Here is a 16,721-nt window from a genome sequence, read left to right on the forward strand (position 1 = left end):
AGCGCGGTGCCCATCCACTTCATCATCGTGCGTTCTCCGGTTGAGGCTGCGGCGAGGATGGCGGGTGGGGGATGTATGGGAGGTCAAGGTGTCTCATGTCAATTGAAAACGTGACATCACCCCGTCATTCCGTGTGTTTGTTTTATGGAAGCAACTTGACTTCTGCATAGAGCGCTTTCAGATGAGCTATTCCCAAATCCAGAATAGGCTCATACATAAATGAGTTCAGATGAATGTTTTCAGGAGTCATCAAGTTAACTTGCTCAAGAACAGAAACATCTTCCAGCCTACCAAGGCCCAATCTCTTGTATTCCTGAAGAAGCTTGATTGTCTGATTCTTCTTGATGGCTTTAATAAAAACAGCATTGTTGATGGTTCTAATCATATGCCGTTCGGCTAAAAGTCTGATGGCAATTGATAGAACAATCTTTCCCTCAAGCTCTATTGCTTCCTCCTGCTGATTGAGAACCGATTCTGCTTCTTCGTGGATCACATCGATTACAAACTTCGCTGGTGGGGTCAGTGCCAATTGCTGCTTATCAGCCAGTATCTTTTTATATATCGCGCAAAGCTCATCAAGAGTTAAAGTGTCAGTATCATCTTTGACATGCAGCAGTGATGTTAGCTTTAAAAATTCATCTTTGTGCCCGCAGAATTCAGCCAAATTCCTAACAAAAGGGATGGCCGAGATGCAGTAAGCGGGTGTGGTGATATTATTCTTCCAATAATCAAATGGATTGTTTTGATACTTTTCTTGCACCAGCTTCAACTTTCTGCCGGTTTTTGTTGCATGTAGCTTGCAGCTCCAATTTAAATTTAACCGTCCGCTGATACTTCTGTAGAAGTCGAAGTTGTGAGAGAGAAAAAGACACATGAACTTCCCTGAGCTGAAAATATCCTTTAGATACTCAATGATTGCATACTTGTTTTTATAGTCAAAAGAATCTGCAATATCATCAATCACTAATATCGTAACTGCGCCTTTCTTCCTTCTTGTCTCTATCTCAAACAAGATGTTCAGTATATAAAGCGATCTTCTTTCGCCTTGACTAAGAACCTTTAGCAAGGATTCTCTAGCAACATCACTTTCACCATCACCATCTCTAAACTTGAATGAAATAGAAGGTTGTGAGCCTTTCAAGATTACATCATCTTGGTTTGCCACAATCATCTTGAACGGGACAGAGAACCGCTTGTTGAAGGAATCAACAACTGCTTCCCATTCTGTTCTTTCACTCTTAGCTTGCCCCACAGCTTCTTCAATAGTGACCTTGCTCGTTCTGTAGGCGTCTAGGAATTGACTATAGAGGTCTTTCTGATCGACCAAGTAAGCAATCCAAAGTTCCTTCTGAAGATTCTTGAAGTCTTTCAGGTATGGAAGGATGTGTTGGTTATCAAAGAGGTAGTCTCTAAATTTCCTAAGCTCAGTATTTTGGATTTTCTTATCTATCGCATCAAATTTTGTAGCAAGATCCTTGTCTGTCAGAATCTTCTTTCGCTCTTCCTCAATTTTCTCAGCAAGTTGATCAGCAGTAGTAACCTCTTTCATCCCATCTTTAGTTCTGAGATTTACTGTGTGCTTGGCTTCAAAAAACCCATTATCTTTGAGCTGCTTGTTAACAGTCGACGCGCCGTAGTGATTGAACTGCTTGCTGAGGACATCAGAATTGGACACCAGTTCGTTGTATTGTTGGATGTATTCTTCCAGCTGATGCTTGATGGACCCGGAATCCAAAAGTCCAACAGTCTTATCATTAAAAACTTCCGCATAAACAACACTGGAAAGCTGCGACGGAGTGCCGGCATTCACCTGTTCTTCCAGTGAATCTACAAGTTCAGCGAGTGATTTCTTTCCAAAGCATTTCAAAATTTCTGTTTCTACAGTAATTGTTCTCCCCGTCAATCCGGATAATTGTTTAAGTTTCAAAACCAAAGCTGATTGCTTGTCCGCAATCTCTTTAAGAGCATAATCATATCTTTTTTTTACTTCACTATTCACAAGAAGTAATGATGTATTCTCAGAGGCGAAATCGGCATTATATGGCTCTACAACAAAAACTGAATCAGCAGCAATGTCGATTCCCGCATCATCCTTGATGACTTTATGTGAAGCTCTATTTGGGAAAATAAGGTCTTTTGTTTCTCGTCCTTTGGAAAAATCATCGAAGGCTTTTGAAAACGAAGTTTTCATGAAACCATTTGGCGCATAGATGGCATATCCATTGCTATTGGTGAAATCAAATTCATGCACCAATTCACTGATGCCATAACAGTTCTTAAGGTCTACAGACAGCCTCATGTTCATCGCTCGAGTTTAAGTTCAAAAAATGAAAAACGTGGTCAGGCGCCCTCACGCAGTTCCCCTGCATTTTGGGAACTGGCTGCAACCTAGAAAGTTCTTGCTAGTCCGTCGATTCTTTCTCTGCACAAGCGCGCTGCCGCAGCGCGGACAGCTTGGGGTGGCGATCGTTGCAGAGGCATTGGATTCTGTGGAAGCGAAGTGGGATTCGACGCGTGCCACTTGTGGTATCGGTTGCGACGCTGCGTGTAGTTTCACCGCTCGAATCATTCCCAGCAGCTGCTCCCCACCAATCAATTCAATCGGCTTGCCTTCGGCGAAACGCTCAGCGTCTTTCGTGTAAGTACCGGTGCAGGCGATCTTCACCGCGTGGGCCTGGTGATGGGCGAGCAGGCCGAACATTTCGCGCACGACGCTGACGCCAACTTGCTGGCGCTTCCATTGCTTGCATTGCACCAGCGTGCGGCGGCCGTCCTTGCGCAGGATCAGGTCGATGCCGCCGTCTGCGCCGCCCAGGCCGGTTTCTTCAACGCTATAGCCTTGCCGGCGAAAGGCTTCGCCTACCAATAGTTCGAACTGGCGCCAGCCGCCGGCGGCCAGGCTCTCCAGGGTGGTGCGTGTCTCCAGAAAGCGTCGCCGACTGCGCGTGCCCAGATAGGAGCACAGCGCGGCGAGCCAGCAGACGCCGAGCAGCATCCACGCCAATGGCGCGAACACTCCATTGGATTGCTGGGCAAAGCCCTGCGACAGCATCCCGCCCTGGTGGGAGAACCACCAGCCGATGCCGTAGCGGACCCCAAGATAAGCAACGATTCCCGCAACGAGGCCGAGTGGCCACGGCAACGCGGCCAACGCTTCGAACCCGCTCTGCTTCTTTCTGCGTCCCATGCAAGAACCCCCGTTCCAGGTTCGAACATAACCGCTGAAACGCGCGTTGTCAGCAAGCGAACGATGCTATTGCGGTCTGTGGCTCATCAAATGTCGGGACGATGCGCTTCAGCGCAAATGGCTTATTCAAATGCCAATGCTTGAGCTCGCTCGCATCAGTTCAGTGCAGTTTGTGCAGGTATCCGCTGGCGGTAGGTGCTAACGGATGAGTGACATCGCAAGCCTCATAGACATTCTGGAAACCACTCGGTGGTTCCCACGCTCGGTAGCTATCTTTGCCAATGAGGTGCGCAAGCATTGTTCGTAGGTGGGCAGCAGCCCACGCTGCGCACGAGGCCTTTTAGCCAACGCCAATCTGTGCCGACGCGGCATTGCACCGCGACGCGACTACCGCTTGATTGCGCGACCAAGCGAGCCTACTAGCCCCCCCGGCCACCCGGCCACCCAAACGCGCGTCCTCGCCAGACGGCAAGGACGCGCAGTTCGACTTACTTGATTTCCACCGCACCCACGTCGCAAACGGCGGTGTCGCGTGCAACGCCACGCTGGTCGATGTTGCGGCAGTTATTGCCGAGATTGCGCACCGGGCTGTTGGCCGCGGGCAATTGGGTCAGCGTTGGTCCACCGTTGGCGGCCGGTGCGCTCAGCAGCGGATCGGTAGCGCGTGCCAGGCCGGCGGTGAGGCAGCTATGGAACAGGCCGCCCGCAGCCGAGTACTCGATGAGGTTGTTGCCGGTGCTGCTCTGGTCGCTGCAGAAGGTCCGCTCGGTCTTGGAGTAGAAGATGCCGTTGCGGATGTCGAAGCCGCTGCCGAACAACGTGGACCCTGGGGTGTTTTCGGCGAAGGTCACGTTGTTGAAGCGCACCGTGGTCTTGCCCTGGTCGCCATTGGACGGCTGCCAACCCACATGCTGGATCGCCGCGCCCACACCCTTTGCGTAGTTACCATAGAAGGTGCTGTTGCTGACATTGCAGGACGGGCCGTAGCAGTCCATATACAAGGCGCCGGCGTTGCTCTTTTCGGCGCGGTTGGAAAGGAAGCTGGTTTCTTCGACGTTGATGATGCCCGGGGTGGTGATGGTAGTGCCCGAGTGCGTGGTATCGCCGAAGCCCAGGCTGATGCGTGCACCACCGGCCGGGCCGCCGTAGGCGATGTTGTTGGCAAAGGTGGAATAGCGCACGTCGATGGTGTCGGGCGCATACGCCCACAGCGTGGCGCCGCCGCCGCTATTGGCCGCGGTGTTGTTGCGCACCACGGTGCCGCAAACGGAAAGTGTGGCGCCACCGGCAGCAGCGTTGAGGTAGCCGGCGAGCGAGGCGCCGTCGGTGTCGATCGCGCCGCTGTTGCCGAACTGGTCGGCATCCGGGAAGCCGGCCGGTGCATTGATGGCCTGGTTGCCGACAAACTCGGAATTGACGATGGTCAGGCGGCTGAGCTGCGTGTAGAGCGCGCCGCCCAGCCACGAGGTGTTCTTCGAGAAAGAGCTCTTGACGATGGTCACGTCGGTATCGCTGCCGGCGAAGATGGCGCCGCCCCCAATGCTGCTGCGGTTGCTGAGGAACTGGCTGTTGATCACTTCCAGCTTGCCGCGGTAATTGACGTTGATTGCTCCGCCACCCCAGGTGCCCGGCGCGTATTGCGTGTTGGATGCCGGCTGCACGGAGCTGCCGTTCTGCAGCTTGAGATTGCGTACAGACAGCGCATTACCATTGTGCACCTGGAAGATGCGCGCGGCCTGGCGGCCGTCCAGGGTGATCTTGCCTTGGCCATCGATCACCGTGGGCGTGCTGGCGCTGATGTTGATGGTCTGGTTGACGGCGATGCTGGCCGCACTCGCACCGCAGTTGAAGGTGACATAGCCACCTTGCGCCACCGCAGTTGCGAGTGCGCTGGCGGTACAACTGGCCGCGGTGCCGTTACCGACCACCACACCGGCGTTGGAATGCGCCCACGGCTGAGGCGTGGTGCATTGCGCCACCGATGGCACTGCGGCGATGGCCGCGCTGGTGGTGACGAGGGCACAAAGTCCGGCCGTCACGACGGTTGCGTGAAGTGTTGAACGCATGGGTGGTGTTCCTGCTTGAGAAAGGGAGTGGGGGAATGCGTGCTGCCAGCACGTAACGTCAACGGTCGAGATGACACGTGTGTTGCAGGCTGCGGGTCTGATGATGAGGGCGTGGCATGGTGCGCGATCGCACGCGTCGGTATTCCAACCTAAGTTCCAGAACACCATGCGTCGACGCGGCAGCGTCGTGCCAGCGCACATCGCTTCGCGCACGCGGAAAGTAGCGACTGCAGCGAGCAAACGATGCTGCAGTGCTTCATGCAATCGCGATGCTGCATGCAATGCAATGTAGCGCGGCAGCGCGCGTTACCATGCTGCCTTCTCGATCTTTTGCGATCTCGGCGATGCCCGATGCACCCCGCACGCACGATGGCACGCCGGCCAGCCGCTTCCAGTTGCCTGCCGGACCGTGGGTCTCGGTCTTCGATGCGCTGTGCGCGTGTTTTCCTGCGATTGCCGCCGAGCGTTGGCGCGACCGCTTCGCACGCGGCCTGGTGCGCGATGCCAATGACCATGCCTTGGCGCTTTCAGCGCCCTATCGCGTGGGTACGGAAATCCGCTATTTCCGCGAGGTGACGGATGAGCCGGTCATTCCGTATGTCGAGACAGTGGTGCACGCCGACGCGGATCTGGTGGTGGCGTGCAAGCCGCATTTTCTGCCGGTCGCACCGGCCGGTGTGTATGTGCGCGAGACGCTGCTGACGCGATTGGTGCAGCGGCTGGACAATCCGGCGCTGGTGCCGTTGCACCGCATCGATCGCGAGACCGCCGGGCTGGTGCTGTTCTCGGCGAACCCGGCCACGCGCGGGATCTACCAATCCTTGTTTCGCGAGCGGCGCATCCGCAAGCAGTACCTCGCAGTGGCACTGCCCCTTCCAGAGCTGACGTTTCCGCATGTGCGCCGCAGCCGGCTGGAGCCGGGCGACCCGTTCTTTCGCATGCGTGAGGGAATGGGAGACCCCAACAGCGAGACGGTGATCGAGGTGGTCGCGCGCGGAGCAGACACGTGGACCTATCGCCTGGAGCCAGTCACCGGCCGCAAGCATCAATTGCGTGTGCACATGGCCGCGCTAGGCGCGCCGATCCTGCACGACCGGTGTTATCCCGACCTCCAAGCCCAGCGGCCCGACGACCCGGAACGTCCGCTGCAACTGTTCGCGCACACGCTGGCATTCGATGATCCGCTCACCGGCGAGCCGAGAGCGTTCACCGCGACGGTGGGGCCGATGCACGTGAGCGCTCACTGACCGAAGGAGCGGTGCATGCAACCTGATCCGATGCGCGATGGTGCTGAGGTATCTGCCGGGACGTCGATTGCCCGCGTGGCATGGGCGCTGTTGTGGCTTGCGCTGGCCGTCTTCGCTACAGAATTTGTGCGCCACGTGTATCTGAAATACGCCGAGCTGGACTCGCCGGCATATGGCATGTTCCTCACTCGCCGCGGTTGGCTGTGGTGCCATCTGGGCGGCGGTGCGGTGGGCATCGCGCTCGGCACGGTGCAGTTCGCCACGCAACGCTGGCGCGAGCAGGCATGGGTGCATCGCTGGATTGGGCGTGCGTATTTCGCCGGCATGCTGGTGGCACTGTTCGGTGCCACTGCGTTGATCGCAACCTCGCCTGCGCCGATGGCGATCCGCGTCGCCTTCGCGGCGACGGAAGCGGCATGGCTGGTGGTGGCGTCCGTGGGCCTGGCGGCTATCCGTCGCGGACAGCTCGGTCGTCACCGACGCTGGATGGTGCGGGCGTATCTGGTAACGCTGGCGCCGGTCATGTTTCGCATCGCGCTCTACGCAGCGATCGCCGCTGGGGTGGCGCCTTCTCCTGACACGATTGCCGCGTTGCTCTGGGCAAGCTGGGCACTGCCGGTGCTGATCCACGTTGTGGCAACCAGCGTCGCACCGACCAAGCTCTGGCGCGTGCGCATGGCTGCGCCGCGCCAGGTGCCGACGTCGTCAACGACGCGCGGCTGAAACGGCGTCGGTGCGCCTCAACGCACCTTGTACAACACCGCCGCACCCGGCCGTGGTTCGAACATCGGCACGGTCTGCTGCTTGAGCGCGGTGCCCTTGGCGTCCCATACCTGCGTTTCGACCGGGTAGTCGTCCTTGCGGGTCATCGCGCCGATCTGCTGGACGATCACGGTCTTGCCGGCGGGCACTTCCGGGTTCCAGGCGAACACACCCAGGCGGCCGTAGAACACTGCCGGCGCTTCGGCATCCAGGCGGCGGTCGGGGCACATGACCAGGCCGCGTTCCAGCATCACGCGCAGCGCACCGACGGGCACGGCCTTGACGGTGGGTGTGGTGCGTTCGGTGCTGTGGCCGGGGCAGACATTGGCCGAGCGGGTGACCATGTCCTCGACCACTTGGCGGTCGGACTGGGCCAGCGCCGGCAGCGCGGCGGCGGACAGGGCAAGCATGGCGAGAGCGGATTTCCAGGGCATCTGACAACTCCTCATGAGGTGAGACTCCAACACTGCAGCCCATTCACGTGCAGGCTGCTGCCAGTGACGCGCCCGAATCCTAGCAATCCCGCTGTTAAGCGCTGCGAAGGTGCGAGCGAGCTTCCAGCCCCGGATGCACGCCGCTGCGGTGACGCGGCGCGTCATACAACGGCCGCCGACGCCTTCAGAGTGTGTCAGGAGTCTCCCGATTGAGCGGCAGCAGCGGCCCGGTTAGCGTGCGCGCACGTCCTCACCTGGAAGACTCCATGGAACGCGCCGACCTGATTGCAGCAGTGCTGACCGGTATGCGGCGCGCCGAAGATTTCCGTGCGCAGGCGTCGATCTACAGCACCGCGCATAGCCAGCAGATGGAGGTCGATCACGGCAAGGCGGCCGATGCCGAGCTGGTGCTATCGCTGTTTGCGTTCACTCCCGAGCACCTCAAATTGCTGGGTACCGCAGGCATCGAAAACCTGGGCGAAATTGTCTGCCATGCGTGGGCCTTGAACGGCGGCAACAACGAGGCGCTGATCCGCTGGTTCCGCGCACCCATGAACGCCCTCGATGGCCAGACCCCTGCCGAGATGGTGCGCGGCGGCCGCATCCAGGTGTTGTTGTTGGTGTTGCGGCAACAGGTGGAATGGGAATTGCCGCGGTCTGCCTGATGACCGACCGACAACGCCGCCTGTGCTGATGTGACGTGCACGGTGCAGTGCGTCGGTGTCGATATGCATTGCACGTGCGCAGTGCTGCGTGCAACGCCGTGATCCCACGCCTCTACCGCTTCGGTCGCGCCACTGTGTACATTTCTGCGGCGATCTTCTTCATCAGCGCGTCGTTGTCATCGCCCTCGACGTAGAGATCGAAGTGGCTGCGGCCTTCCAGGTAGCGGAAGTCGCTCTTGGCGCCCAGGCCATCCAGCACCGCCTGGAATCTATGCGCCGCGCCATCCAGGTAGAACGTGTCGGCGGTACCGACGATCACATGGATCTTGCCGTCCAGATCCGGTTTGAGCGTGGGCCAGTGCGCGGCCACGCGCGCGGAAATGTCGTAGTGGGTGCGCCAGTAGGCCACCACGGCCGGGTCCACGTTGCCGGTGTCGCGGTCGAACATCGGCAGCGGGCGGCCGTCGGCGCCACGCGGGGAAAACACCCACTCGAACGAGGTGAGCTGGCCGCCGTACGGGCCGATCACGCGTTCGAGCTTGGCGAAGGTTTCCAGATCGGCCACGACCTTGCCGTGGTCGCGGATCAGCGGGAACTGGCTGCCGTCGGCGCGCCGGTAGAGGTTGGCATTGGCCGCGTACAAGTCCGGGCCGGTGAAATCGTGGAAATCGCTGGAATCCGGCGACGTGGACCACGTGCCGCCAAACAGCTTGGGATAGCGCGTCTGCAACCACAGCGTCGCCCAGCCGCCGGACGAATGGCCGGTCAAGAAGCGGCCGCTGGCCTTTCCATCCATCTTGTACTGTCGCTCAAGCGCCGGGATCAACTCTTCGGTCAGCGCGGTGCCCCACGGACCGTTGTTGACCGAATCGGCGAACTCGTGGGTACCGGTAGGCGTGGCCTGATCCAGGAACACCCAGATCATCGGCGGGATCTGCTTGGCCGCCATCAGGCGCCAGGTGGACGCAATAGTGCCGGCGAAGCGGTTGTAGTTGCCGCCGAAGCCGTGCGTGACATACACGGTGGGATAGCGCGTGGCGGCCTTGGCGTTGTATCCCGGCGGGGTCATCACGCGTGCGCGCAGCGAGACCGGCCGGCCCCAGAACGCGCTGAGCGATGGGCTCACCATCGAGGCATCGGCGCTATGGTGCTTGGCCTCGGGCACCGCATCGCGCACCGCCTGCGGCGCGCGCGGCGAAACCTGCCACGGATCGTTCGAGACAGGCACCTGTTTGCTCAAGGTCAGCGCCGGCAATGGCTTGCCGTTGGCCAATGTCACGGTAGTGACTTCGCTCAGCAGATCGCCACCATCGCGACCGCTGTAGCTATAGCTGTTGTCCGGATCCAGCACCGCCTGTACCAGATACTCGCCAGATGGCAGCGCAGAAAACGCCTTGGGGAAGGCGATATTGTCCAGATCGATCTGGACGCTGCCGCCGGGTACCAGCGCGGTGACGTCCTGCGCGGCCACCGCCACTGCGGTGGGGCGGAAGGGATTCATATTCACCTCTTCCACCTTGCCGTCCTTACCGCCTTGCTTGGCTTCTGCCCTGGCATCCTTGGCCAGGGTGGCGAACACCAACAGGCGCCCGGAGGTGGCCTGGTCGGTCGCCCCGTCAAGGGTGACGCGCAGCAGACGATGGGCCGGCGCCGGCTCGGCGGCGTGCACGGCACAGGCGCACAGCAGGCCAATGGCCAGGCCCAGGCGCGGGGCAAGACGATGCAGGGACATGCAGATCCTTGAACGGGTGAAGGAGCGGGCGCGCTGGCCCTGTGCAGACTGTAGCCAGTTTCCGGGCAGCTGCGCGTGCTGTGGGCGAAGCGAGGTCAGCGCATCGGATCTGCGTGTTTTACGAATGCAGGTCGGGGTCGCTTGCAGCGCAGGCGAAAACCTTTTGGTGGTTCAAGGCACGACGTGCCGGCTCTTGATACGGACGCATCGACGCGTGTCACCTTGCCGCCGGCTTGCACGTCCCCCGCCACGCGACGGAGCCGTTCTGTTCCAGGTGTTGTGTGACGCCCTTGACCGGATGGGTCTGTTCTCTTTTGAAAACCAAACTGCATCACGTAAATAAAGCGTTGAGACGATTTGTCGGGTTGGCACGCTGCAGAAACTCAAGATCGCTGCACCAGGCAGTACGCGATGAAACATCGATGTAGATCTGGTATCACTCTCAACGACGTATTTCGTCGTCAAAAACACTGGCGATCATCTGCGGCTTGAGAGTTTCGAAAATGCCACTGCGTGCTCTGTCAACGCGCAGTACATCGCACGACGAACCATGGCCGCTGGTCATTCTTGCACCATAAACTCATAGTTAGGAGTGATCGACATGATCCATAACACACACCGGCGCGGTGCGATTGCGGCATGCAGTCTCTCGCTGCTGGCGACCGCACTGTGCATGAGCGTTGCTGTTGCCGCGCCGGTGCCCGGGAAGGAAACGGTCACGTTAAGCCATGTATTTGCCACGCTGCAGAACGGCCAGCAGGATCGGAAGCCCGAAGATATTGCGGCGTGTCGCAAGCAGGTTGCGGAAACGACTTCCAAATATCTGGGAATGGCGGTCACGACCACGTATTCCATCGATGTGCAGTCCAAGATGATGAATGCTTCCTCGTCGCTGCCATCGCCTGTTGCCATGCAGCCGCTGATGCTCACGGTGCCGTTGTCGCCGTTGGGATTGTCTGGCCAGTATGCCTTTGGTGCGTTCCGGCCCAGCGAATTGCCCAATACCTATGTGCTGTTCTCTATCGGGCTGAATTTCAAGGGGCCGAAATCGTCGGTGCTCGTGCTCAATAGCGACAAGAGCTACAACTGCCTGGTCACCAGCGATCCGGCGCCCTTCAAGGGAGCGCTGAGCAGCCAGCTCGGAAAAGACCAAGGGCGTTGATGGTTGCAACGTTCAAGTCGCCGCCGAACTAGTTCACTGACAAGCGTTTCAGCGCGCGGTGCCGAGGAGTTCTCTGCCGCGTTTTCAGAGCAGGTTGTGTCCAAAACAGGACCCTAGCCAGGGGCAAGCACGGCGGCGTTCTTCGCTACGAACGTTCCGAGTAGGCAGCACGGTTGCCTGCCGACATGTGTGGCAGGCAACTAGCCTCACCGATACGGCCCTGGCCCACGCCAGACCGGTTCGCCCTGGCGGTAAACCTCCATCATGTTGATGACCTCGCGGGCATCACCGATGGATTTCAACTCCGGTGAATCCGGCGGCAGCAGGCGGCATTTGCTGGAGCCACGTTTGAGCGCGACATCCAACGGGCAGATCATGCGTTGCTGGGTGCCGGGCAGGATGATGGCGATTTCCTGCATGCCTTGTTCTTTCCAGGCGCGCAGCTGGGTTTCGCTGCGCACCTCGTAATAGACCTGGAAGCCGCCAATATCCAGGCTGGGCTGGGCGTTGTTGCGGTCGTTGCGGCGGCCCTGGCTGATGGTGGGGGTGTTGGCCATGCCGTCTTCGGCGCCGTCGGCGGGCTCTTCGAGCATGCCCGGCGGGCGACCGGTCCAGGTTTCCGGGCGGCGTTGCGGTGGCGATGACGGTTCGGCCGGCGGCTGCGGCGGGGTGGGGCGCTGCACCGGTTGTGCACGGCGTTGCTCGGCCAGGCTGCCGCGGCGGGTATCGCCCTGCGGCGGCACCGGGTTCTTGGCGTTCTGGACCAGCGTCGATTGCAGCGGCGATGCGGCCGGCGGCGGCTGCACCGGCGCGGGGGTCTGCGAGGGCGGGGTGGGCGTCGGCGAAGGCGTGGGTTGCTGCGGCTGGTCGGTGTCGCCGACGAAATCCACCTTGATGCGTCCACCGCTAGCCGAGCCTTGCGGCGGGGTCATGGTGGGAGTGGACGCCGACAGCAGGATCAGCAGCATCAGCACGTGCAGCAACGCGCTGATCAGCGCGGCAATCCACGGTTCGATGCGTTCGATCAGCGGTTCGGTGCGGGGCAGCCAGTCGCTGGCATCCAGATGCACATGCAGCACCTGCAGGGCGTCGTCGCGCACGCGGTAGACCAGCACGTATGGAGTTTGTTTGACCACCCACTCGCGGGTGCCGGCCACGCGTCCAGCACGGCCGCGGCCCGGTTGCTCGGCCAGGGTACGGGTGGCTTCCAGCACCTGCCGCGCCAGCGCAGCGGCGGCGGTCGGGTTGAGCGCGTGGTAGTGATCCTGGGCGTGTGCAAGCTGCGTGGCGGCCGGGACGGTCCAGTCACGCCGTAACATCAACGCCCCATCTGGCGAACAGTGCGCTCACCTGTGCCGGCGTCGTCAACGCGCCCTGATCCGCGGCAGCAATGCCATCCTGCACGGCGGCCTGGAAGCTGGCATCGGCTACGACGCGGATCACCTCGCCCCATCCGGCCGTCTCGGGCAGCGTGTCGATCAGCGTATGGGCGTGGTGCTTGATGGCGGACATGGCACTGCGGTGGGAGGAGCACTGCGCGCAAGTCTACCCGCGCAGCTCCTGTTCGCGTATGGCAACCGCTGGCGTGCGCTCGCCGCGTTCACCGGGCAGGCGGCGAGCGCATCCGCCGCCGCGGTCGCGGTCGCGCACAGCCATCTCGCATCATCGGTGGCAGGCAGCCGGCTACCACTGCCGCCCGCAGAAAGTGACACTTGGCACCTTGTGCGTGCCGCTGGCTGGTTTCATTCTGCGTCGGCCGCTTTTCACCGCATCCGCAAAGGACTCGCCATGCCCGCCGCTGCCATCGCACCCCTGACGCCGTATCTCTCGATGGCCGGCATCGGCTACCTGTACTACCGGCGTATCCGGCGCAGCTTCGGCCGGCAGCCGTGGAAGCCAGTGGCGACCGGTGTACGCATGACGGCCCTGCTCATCCTTGCGGTGGCACTGGGGCTGGCGGTCTACGGGTTGCCGCAGGTGCGGCTCGGCATTGCCGCGGGCACGCTGATCGGCCTCGGCCTGGGTGCGCTGTCGCTGCGCTACACGCGAGCCGAATGGGCGGATGGGCAAGGCTGGTACACACCCAATCCGTGGATCGGCGGCGGCCTGATGCTGGTGTTGCTGGGGCGTCTGGCCTGGCGTTGGGCCGATGGTGCGTTCAATACAGGTGCGGCGGCAGCCGGTGCGCAGGCCAGCCCGCTGACGTTGGGAATCGCCGCGGCACTGGTGCTGTATTCGCTGGTGCACCTGGGCGGGCTGTGGTGGCGCCTGCGCCAGTTGCGGCTGCAGCAGGCCTAATACACGCAGCGCACGCCGATACGCCGACTGCCTAGACCTGCGACCGAAACGGACGCACCAGCGTCTCGCCCAACTTCTGCCGCAACGGCCGTGCGCGCCAACGCTCCAGCGTGTAACGCTCGGCCTGCTGCAGGTCGCGCTCGAAGGCCTCGGTCATCTGTGCGGCCAGCGCGCGGTCGTAGACATTCAAACTGGCCTCGTCGTTGAGCCGGAACGAGCGGATGTCGAAGTTGGTGGAGCCCACCGACACCAGCAAGCCATCGATGATCAACAACTTGGTATGCAGCATCGTGGGCAGGTATTCGTGGATGTCGATGCCGGCCTGCAGCAGCGGCTCCCAACGGGCTTTGGATGCCAGCCGCACCGAGATCGCATCGATATGCTTGCCCGGTAGCAGCACGCGGATGCGCACGCCGCGCGCACGCGCTTCCAGCAGCGAGCGGGTGATCAACGCATCGGGAACGAAATACGCAGCGGCCAGGTCGATCGAGGTACGCGCGGCGGCAATGGCGATCAAATACATCAGGTGCATGCTTTCGCTGCCACCCGAGGGCGAGGCCACGAACAGCTGCGCGTCGCTGTCGCCTGCCGGTGCCAGTTCGGGGTAGTAGTCGGTGCCATTGAGCACGCGGCCGGTGGTCTTGATCCAGTTGTCGTTGAAGGCGGTTTGCACCTGCGCCACCACCGGGCCTTCGATGCGGTAATGCGAATCGCGCCAGTGCTCCTGGTCCTGCGCATCGCCCATCCATTGGTCGGCCACGCCCACGCCGCCAGTGAAGCCGATACGACCATCGATCACCAGCAGCTTGCGGTGGGTGCGGTTGTTGACGCGGTGCAGGTTGTACCAGGTCAGCGGGCGGTAGCGATGCACCTCCACGCCAGCCTCGGTCATGGCCTCCATCAGCGCAGGGTCCATCTTCAGGCTGCCACCCCAATCGATGGTGACGCGCACCTTGACCCCGGCACGTGCGCGCTCGGACAGCGCCTGGCTGACCTCGCGGCCGATCTCGCCAGACCAATAGATATAGGTTTCGAAGGTGATGGTGCGCTGCGCGCCGCGGATGGCTGCCAGCATCGCCGGAAAGATCTCGCTGCCGTTGTGCAGCGGCTGGATCTTGTTGCCGGGCAGGATCGCCGGACCCAGCAATACCGACATCTCGCGTTTGAACTGCGGGTCGGAGACGTCGTAGCAGTGGCTGGGGATGTGTTCGAGCTTTTTCTCGGGCGTGGCGAAGTTGAGCAGCAGCAGCCCAACCAGCAAGGTGACGATGACCGTGGCCACGATGATCCATGCCATGCATCCAACTCCCGTTCCTGTGCCACCGCGGCCTCAAGCGGCCGGCATTCTGGCAAGGGGGGCGGCTGGGCGTTGTGAAGGACGACAGCAGGCGGCGCGGTCGCTCACCTGCTGCGTACGCAGCAGCGCACTGGGCCACGCACGCGATGTGCTGGTCGCATCACTCCGCAACGTGCAGATATCTGGGTGGTACATGCGGGGTCAGCCAAACGCCATTGTCGGCCTGGAAAAACACACAGCCTTCCGCATGCATCTGCAGGCTATGCACATGGAGCACGACTGGCGCGCCGTGGCGTGCGCCGACCGTCGTGGCGGTGTCCGGATCAGCGGACAGATGCACATGGTGGCGTTGGCCGGGCTGCAAGCCCTGTGCAAGGATCGCCTCCAAAAACCGGGTCGCAGTGCCGTGATACAACATCGAAGGCGGCGTGCGTGCCACGTGTTCCAGGGCAACGGTCGATGTGGAATGTCCCTGCACTGCGCGGATCCGCCGGCCGTCGGCAGACAACGCAAAGCGCTGCTTGTCGCTGCTGGAAACCACCGCATGGATCAGGTCTGCATCCAGCGCCCTTCCGTCGGAGTTGGCGGCGGCGACCAGGGCGTCGATGTCAGCCCATCCTTCGCGATCCAGTGTCAGCCCGATGGACTGCGGTGCGTGGCGAAGGACATAACTGAGAAACTTGCTGGTATCGGTGTGAGACGTGCGCATGGGCAGTGCTAGAGGTGACGGGTGCCTTGAAGGGCGAGTCTAGAGTGTGTTATGCGGTTGGTTCTACGGTGGGCTGAGGCAAGTTCGGTCTCAGCAAGCCGAGACTCTTCGCAACGAGACATCCGACCCGCCCGCGCCGCATGGAGCCACGTCGCAAGAGCGATGGGCCGCAAAGTAGCCAGTGTCAGTTCAATGAGGGCGCGAGCATCAGCAAACGACATTCGGTCTTGCCTACTCCTGCGAGCTCCGGCAGATTCTCCCAAATTGTCCACTCAAGCATTGGGCATCAAGCGAAGGAATGTATGGACATCCATGGCTTTGGCTACAAGACCGCGTGGTTTGCCGTGCGATCCGAGTCTCCGCGTGATGTTGCGGATGCAATTGGAGTTTCTGACGCGCGGGATGTTCACTGGAACGAGGGTGTCGTTACGGCGTACTCCGAAGATTCTTTGGTCTTCGTCTGCCCGCCAGTCGAGGGTTGGACTCTCGCTGTTGGAACATCTTTGCTCGACTTGGTGGACCAAGAACCGGCCTTCGCTGCCGTTGCGAGTCTTGTCAGCGAAAGGCTTGGAGGCGCCGAAGTGCATTACTTCGCGTCTCATCGAGTTGTAGAGGCACACGGGTGGGCTCGATGCAAATGTGGGCAGGTTCAGAGGGCGTTTCTTTATGTAGGATCAAGTGGCGAGACCCCGGTAGATTTCGGGGGGGGCAAAGCGATGAGGAGCGTGCGCTGAGTTTCCGCTTCTTTGATGAGCAGAGTGAGGAAGCGGCTGACGATGATTACTGGGAACGCACTGACCTGGACTTCCCTACTGAGACCCATGTGATGCGACTTGCTAAGGCGTGGAGCATCGATCCCAGTTCCTTAGGGGAACGTGGAATCAACTTTCCGAACGGGTTGATGGGTCGAGTGGATGTGAGGTGGCTCCGATCTCTGATGCAAAAAAGCGGATTCGAAGAGCCCGATACGCATCACTCGTCGGCAGCCGTGGAAAATAGTACGCCGCCTAATCGTCGACCGTGGTGGAGGTTTTGGTAGCTAACTGCGTGGTGGTGGGCTCGAGCGGGTCACGTAACGAAATCTCGGGCACTTCGGACTGCTTTGGCCTGGATGGGCGCAGGCCTTGTCTCCACGCGCCACAGCACGCTTCGCACTCACCTC

General features: G+C 60.5%; 14 protein-coding genes. 5 read left to right on the forward strand and 9 right to left on the reverse strand.

Going from position 1 to position 16,721, the window contains the following annotated elements; all coding sequences use genetic code 11:
- Window positions 1-142: 142 nt before the first annotated feature.
- The 3 genes from XpruCFBP8353_RS22185 to XpruCFBP8353_RS22195 form a co-directional block, all read right to left on the reverse strand.
- Entirely contained in the window at window positions 143-2,299 is a 2,157-nt protein-coding gene (locus XpruCFBP8353_RS22185; protein WP_101365164.1) for a hypothetical protein, read from the reverse strand.
- Between the two features lie 51 nt (window positions 2,300-2,350).
- Complete coding sequence (locus XpruCFBP8353_RS22190) at window positions 2,351-3,187, reverse strand: restriction endonuclease (protein WP_101365155.1); 837 nt, start codon at window positions 3,185-3,187, stop codon at window positions 2,351-2,353.
- A 488-nt stretch (window positions 3,188-3,675) separates the two neighbouring features.
- A complete protein-coding gene (locus tag XpruCFBP8353_RS22195) occupies window positions 3,676-5,226 on the reverse strand; it encodes a choice-of-anchor Q domain-containing protein (protein ID WP_207759701.1) in 1,551 nt (516 codons plus the stop codon).
- 371 nt (window positions 5,227-5,597) lie between these two features.
- On the opposite strand from XpruCFBP8353_RS22195, the gene XpruCFBP8353_RS22205 reads away from it, so the two are divergent.
- Both XpruCFBP8353_RS22205 and XpruCFBP8353_RS22210 read left to right on the forward strand, forming a co-directional pair.
- Entirely contained in the window at window positions 5,598-6,500 is a 903-nt protein-coding gene (locus tag XpruCFBP8353_RS22205; RefSeq protein ID WP_101365157.1) for a pseudouridine synthase, read from the forward strand.
- Window positions 6,501-6,530: 30 nt separating this feature from the next.
- Entirely contained in the window at window positions 6,531-7,223 is a 693-nt protein-coding gene (locus XpruCFBP8353_RS22210; protein WP_243391186.1) for a DUF2306 domain-containing protein, read from the forward strand.
- A 17-nt stretch (window positions 7,224-7,240) separates the two neighbouring features.
- Here the strand turns inward: XpruCFBP8353_RS22210 and XpruCFBP8353_RS22215 are convergent, their stop codons facing one another.
- Window positions 7,241-7,696, reverse strand: coding sequence for a hypothetical protein (locus XpruCFBP8353_RS22215; RefSeq protein WP_162301155.1), 456 nt, complete (start codon window positions 7,694-7,696; stop codon window positions 7,241-7,243).
- Window positions 7,697-7,962: 266 nt separating this feature from the next.
- Between XpruCFBP8353_RS22215 and XpruCFBP8353_RS22220 the strand changes: the two genes are divergently transcribed.
- A complete protein-coding gene (locus tag XpruCFBP8353_RS22220; protein ID WP_162301156.1) occupies window positions 7,963-8,361 on the forward strand; it encodes an antitoxin Xre/MbcA/ParS toxin-binding domain-containing protein in 399 nt (132 codons plus the stop codon).
- Window positions 8,362-8,473: 112 nt separating this feature from the next.
- Here the strand turns inward: XpruCFBP8353_RS22220 and XpruCFBP8353_RS22225 are convergent, their stop codons facing one another.
- Window positions 8,474-10,093 (reverse strand): alpha/beta hydrolase, encoded by a 1,620-nt coding sequence (locus XpruCFBP8353_RS22225; protein WP_101365160.1) that lies wholly within the window; start codon window positions 10,091-10,093, stop codon window positions 8,474-8,476.
- A 673-nt stretch (window positions 10,094-10,766) separates the two neighbouring features.
- On the opposite strand from XpruCFBP8353_RS22225, the gene XpruCFBP8353_RS22230 reads away from it, so the two are divergent.
- Window positions 10,767-11,255 carry a hypothetical protein gene (locus XpruCFBP8353_RS22230; RefSeq protein ID WP_101365166.1) on the forward strand — a complete coding sequence of 163 codons (489 nt, stop codon included), beginning with the start codon at window positions 10,767-10,769 and terminating at the stop codon, window positions 11,253-11,255.
- Window positions 11,256-11,461: 206 nt separating this feature from the next.
- Here the strand turns inward: XpruCFBP8353_RS22230 and XpruCFBP8353_RS22235 are convergent, their stop codons facing one another.
- Both XpruCFBP8353_RS22235 and XpruCFBP8353_RS22240 read right to left on the reverse strand, forming a co-directional pair.
- Complete coding sequence (locus tag XpruCFBP8353_RS22235; protein ID WP_101365161.1) at window positions 11,462-12,574, reverse strand: type II toxin-antitoxin system RelE/ParE family toxin; 1,113 nt, start codon at window positions 12,572-12,574, stop codon at window positions 11,462-11,464.
- Entirely contained in the window at window positions 12,561-12,767 is a 207-nt protein-coding gene (locus tag XpruCFBP8353_RS22240; RefSeq protein ID WP_101365162.1) for a hypothetical protein, read from the reverse strand. The genes XpruCFBP8353_RS22235 and XpruCFBP8353_RS22240 overlap by 14 nt, the downstream gene beginning before the upstream one ends.
- Before the next feature lie 276 nt (window positions 12,768-13,043).
- Between XpruCFBP8353_RS22240 and XpruCFBP8353_RS22245 the strand changes: the two genes are divergently transcribed.
- Window positions 13,044-13,553 (forward strand): hypothetical protein, encoded by a 510-nt coding sequence (locus XpruCFBP8353_RS22245; RefSeq protein ID WP_101365168.1) that lies wholly within the window; start codon window positions 13,044-13,046, stop codon window positions 13,551-13,553.
- A gap of 31 nt (window positions 13,554-13,584) precedes the next feature.
- On the opposite strand, the gene XpruCFBP8353_RS22250 is transcribed toward XpruCFBP8353_RS22245, so the two are convergent.
- Both XpruCFBP8353_RS22250 and XpruCFBP8353_RS22255 read right to left on the reverse strand, forming a co-directional pair.
- Window positions 13,585-14,850: a phospholipase D-like domain-containing protein gene (locus XpruCFBP8353_RS22250; protein WP_162301157.1), complete on the reverse strand. Its 1,266-nt coding sequence runs from the start codon at window positions 14,848-14,850 to the stop codon at window positions 13,585-13,587.
- 160 nt (window positions 14,851-15,010) lie between these two features.
- A complete protein-coding gene (locus XpruCFBP8353_RS22255) occupies window positions 15,011-15,559 on the reverse strand; it encodes an RNA 2'-phosphotransferase (protein ID WP_101365163.1) in 549 nt (182 codons plus the stop codon).
- Window positions 15,560-16,721: the final 1,162 nt, after the last annotated feature.

This window comes from Xanthomonas prunicola, assembly GCF_002846205.1.
Taxonomy (GTDB): Bacteria; Pseudomonadota; Gammaproteobacteria; order Xanthomonadales; family Xanthomonadaceae; genus Xanthomonas; species Xanthomonas prunicola.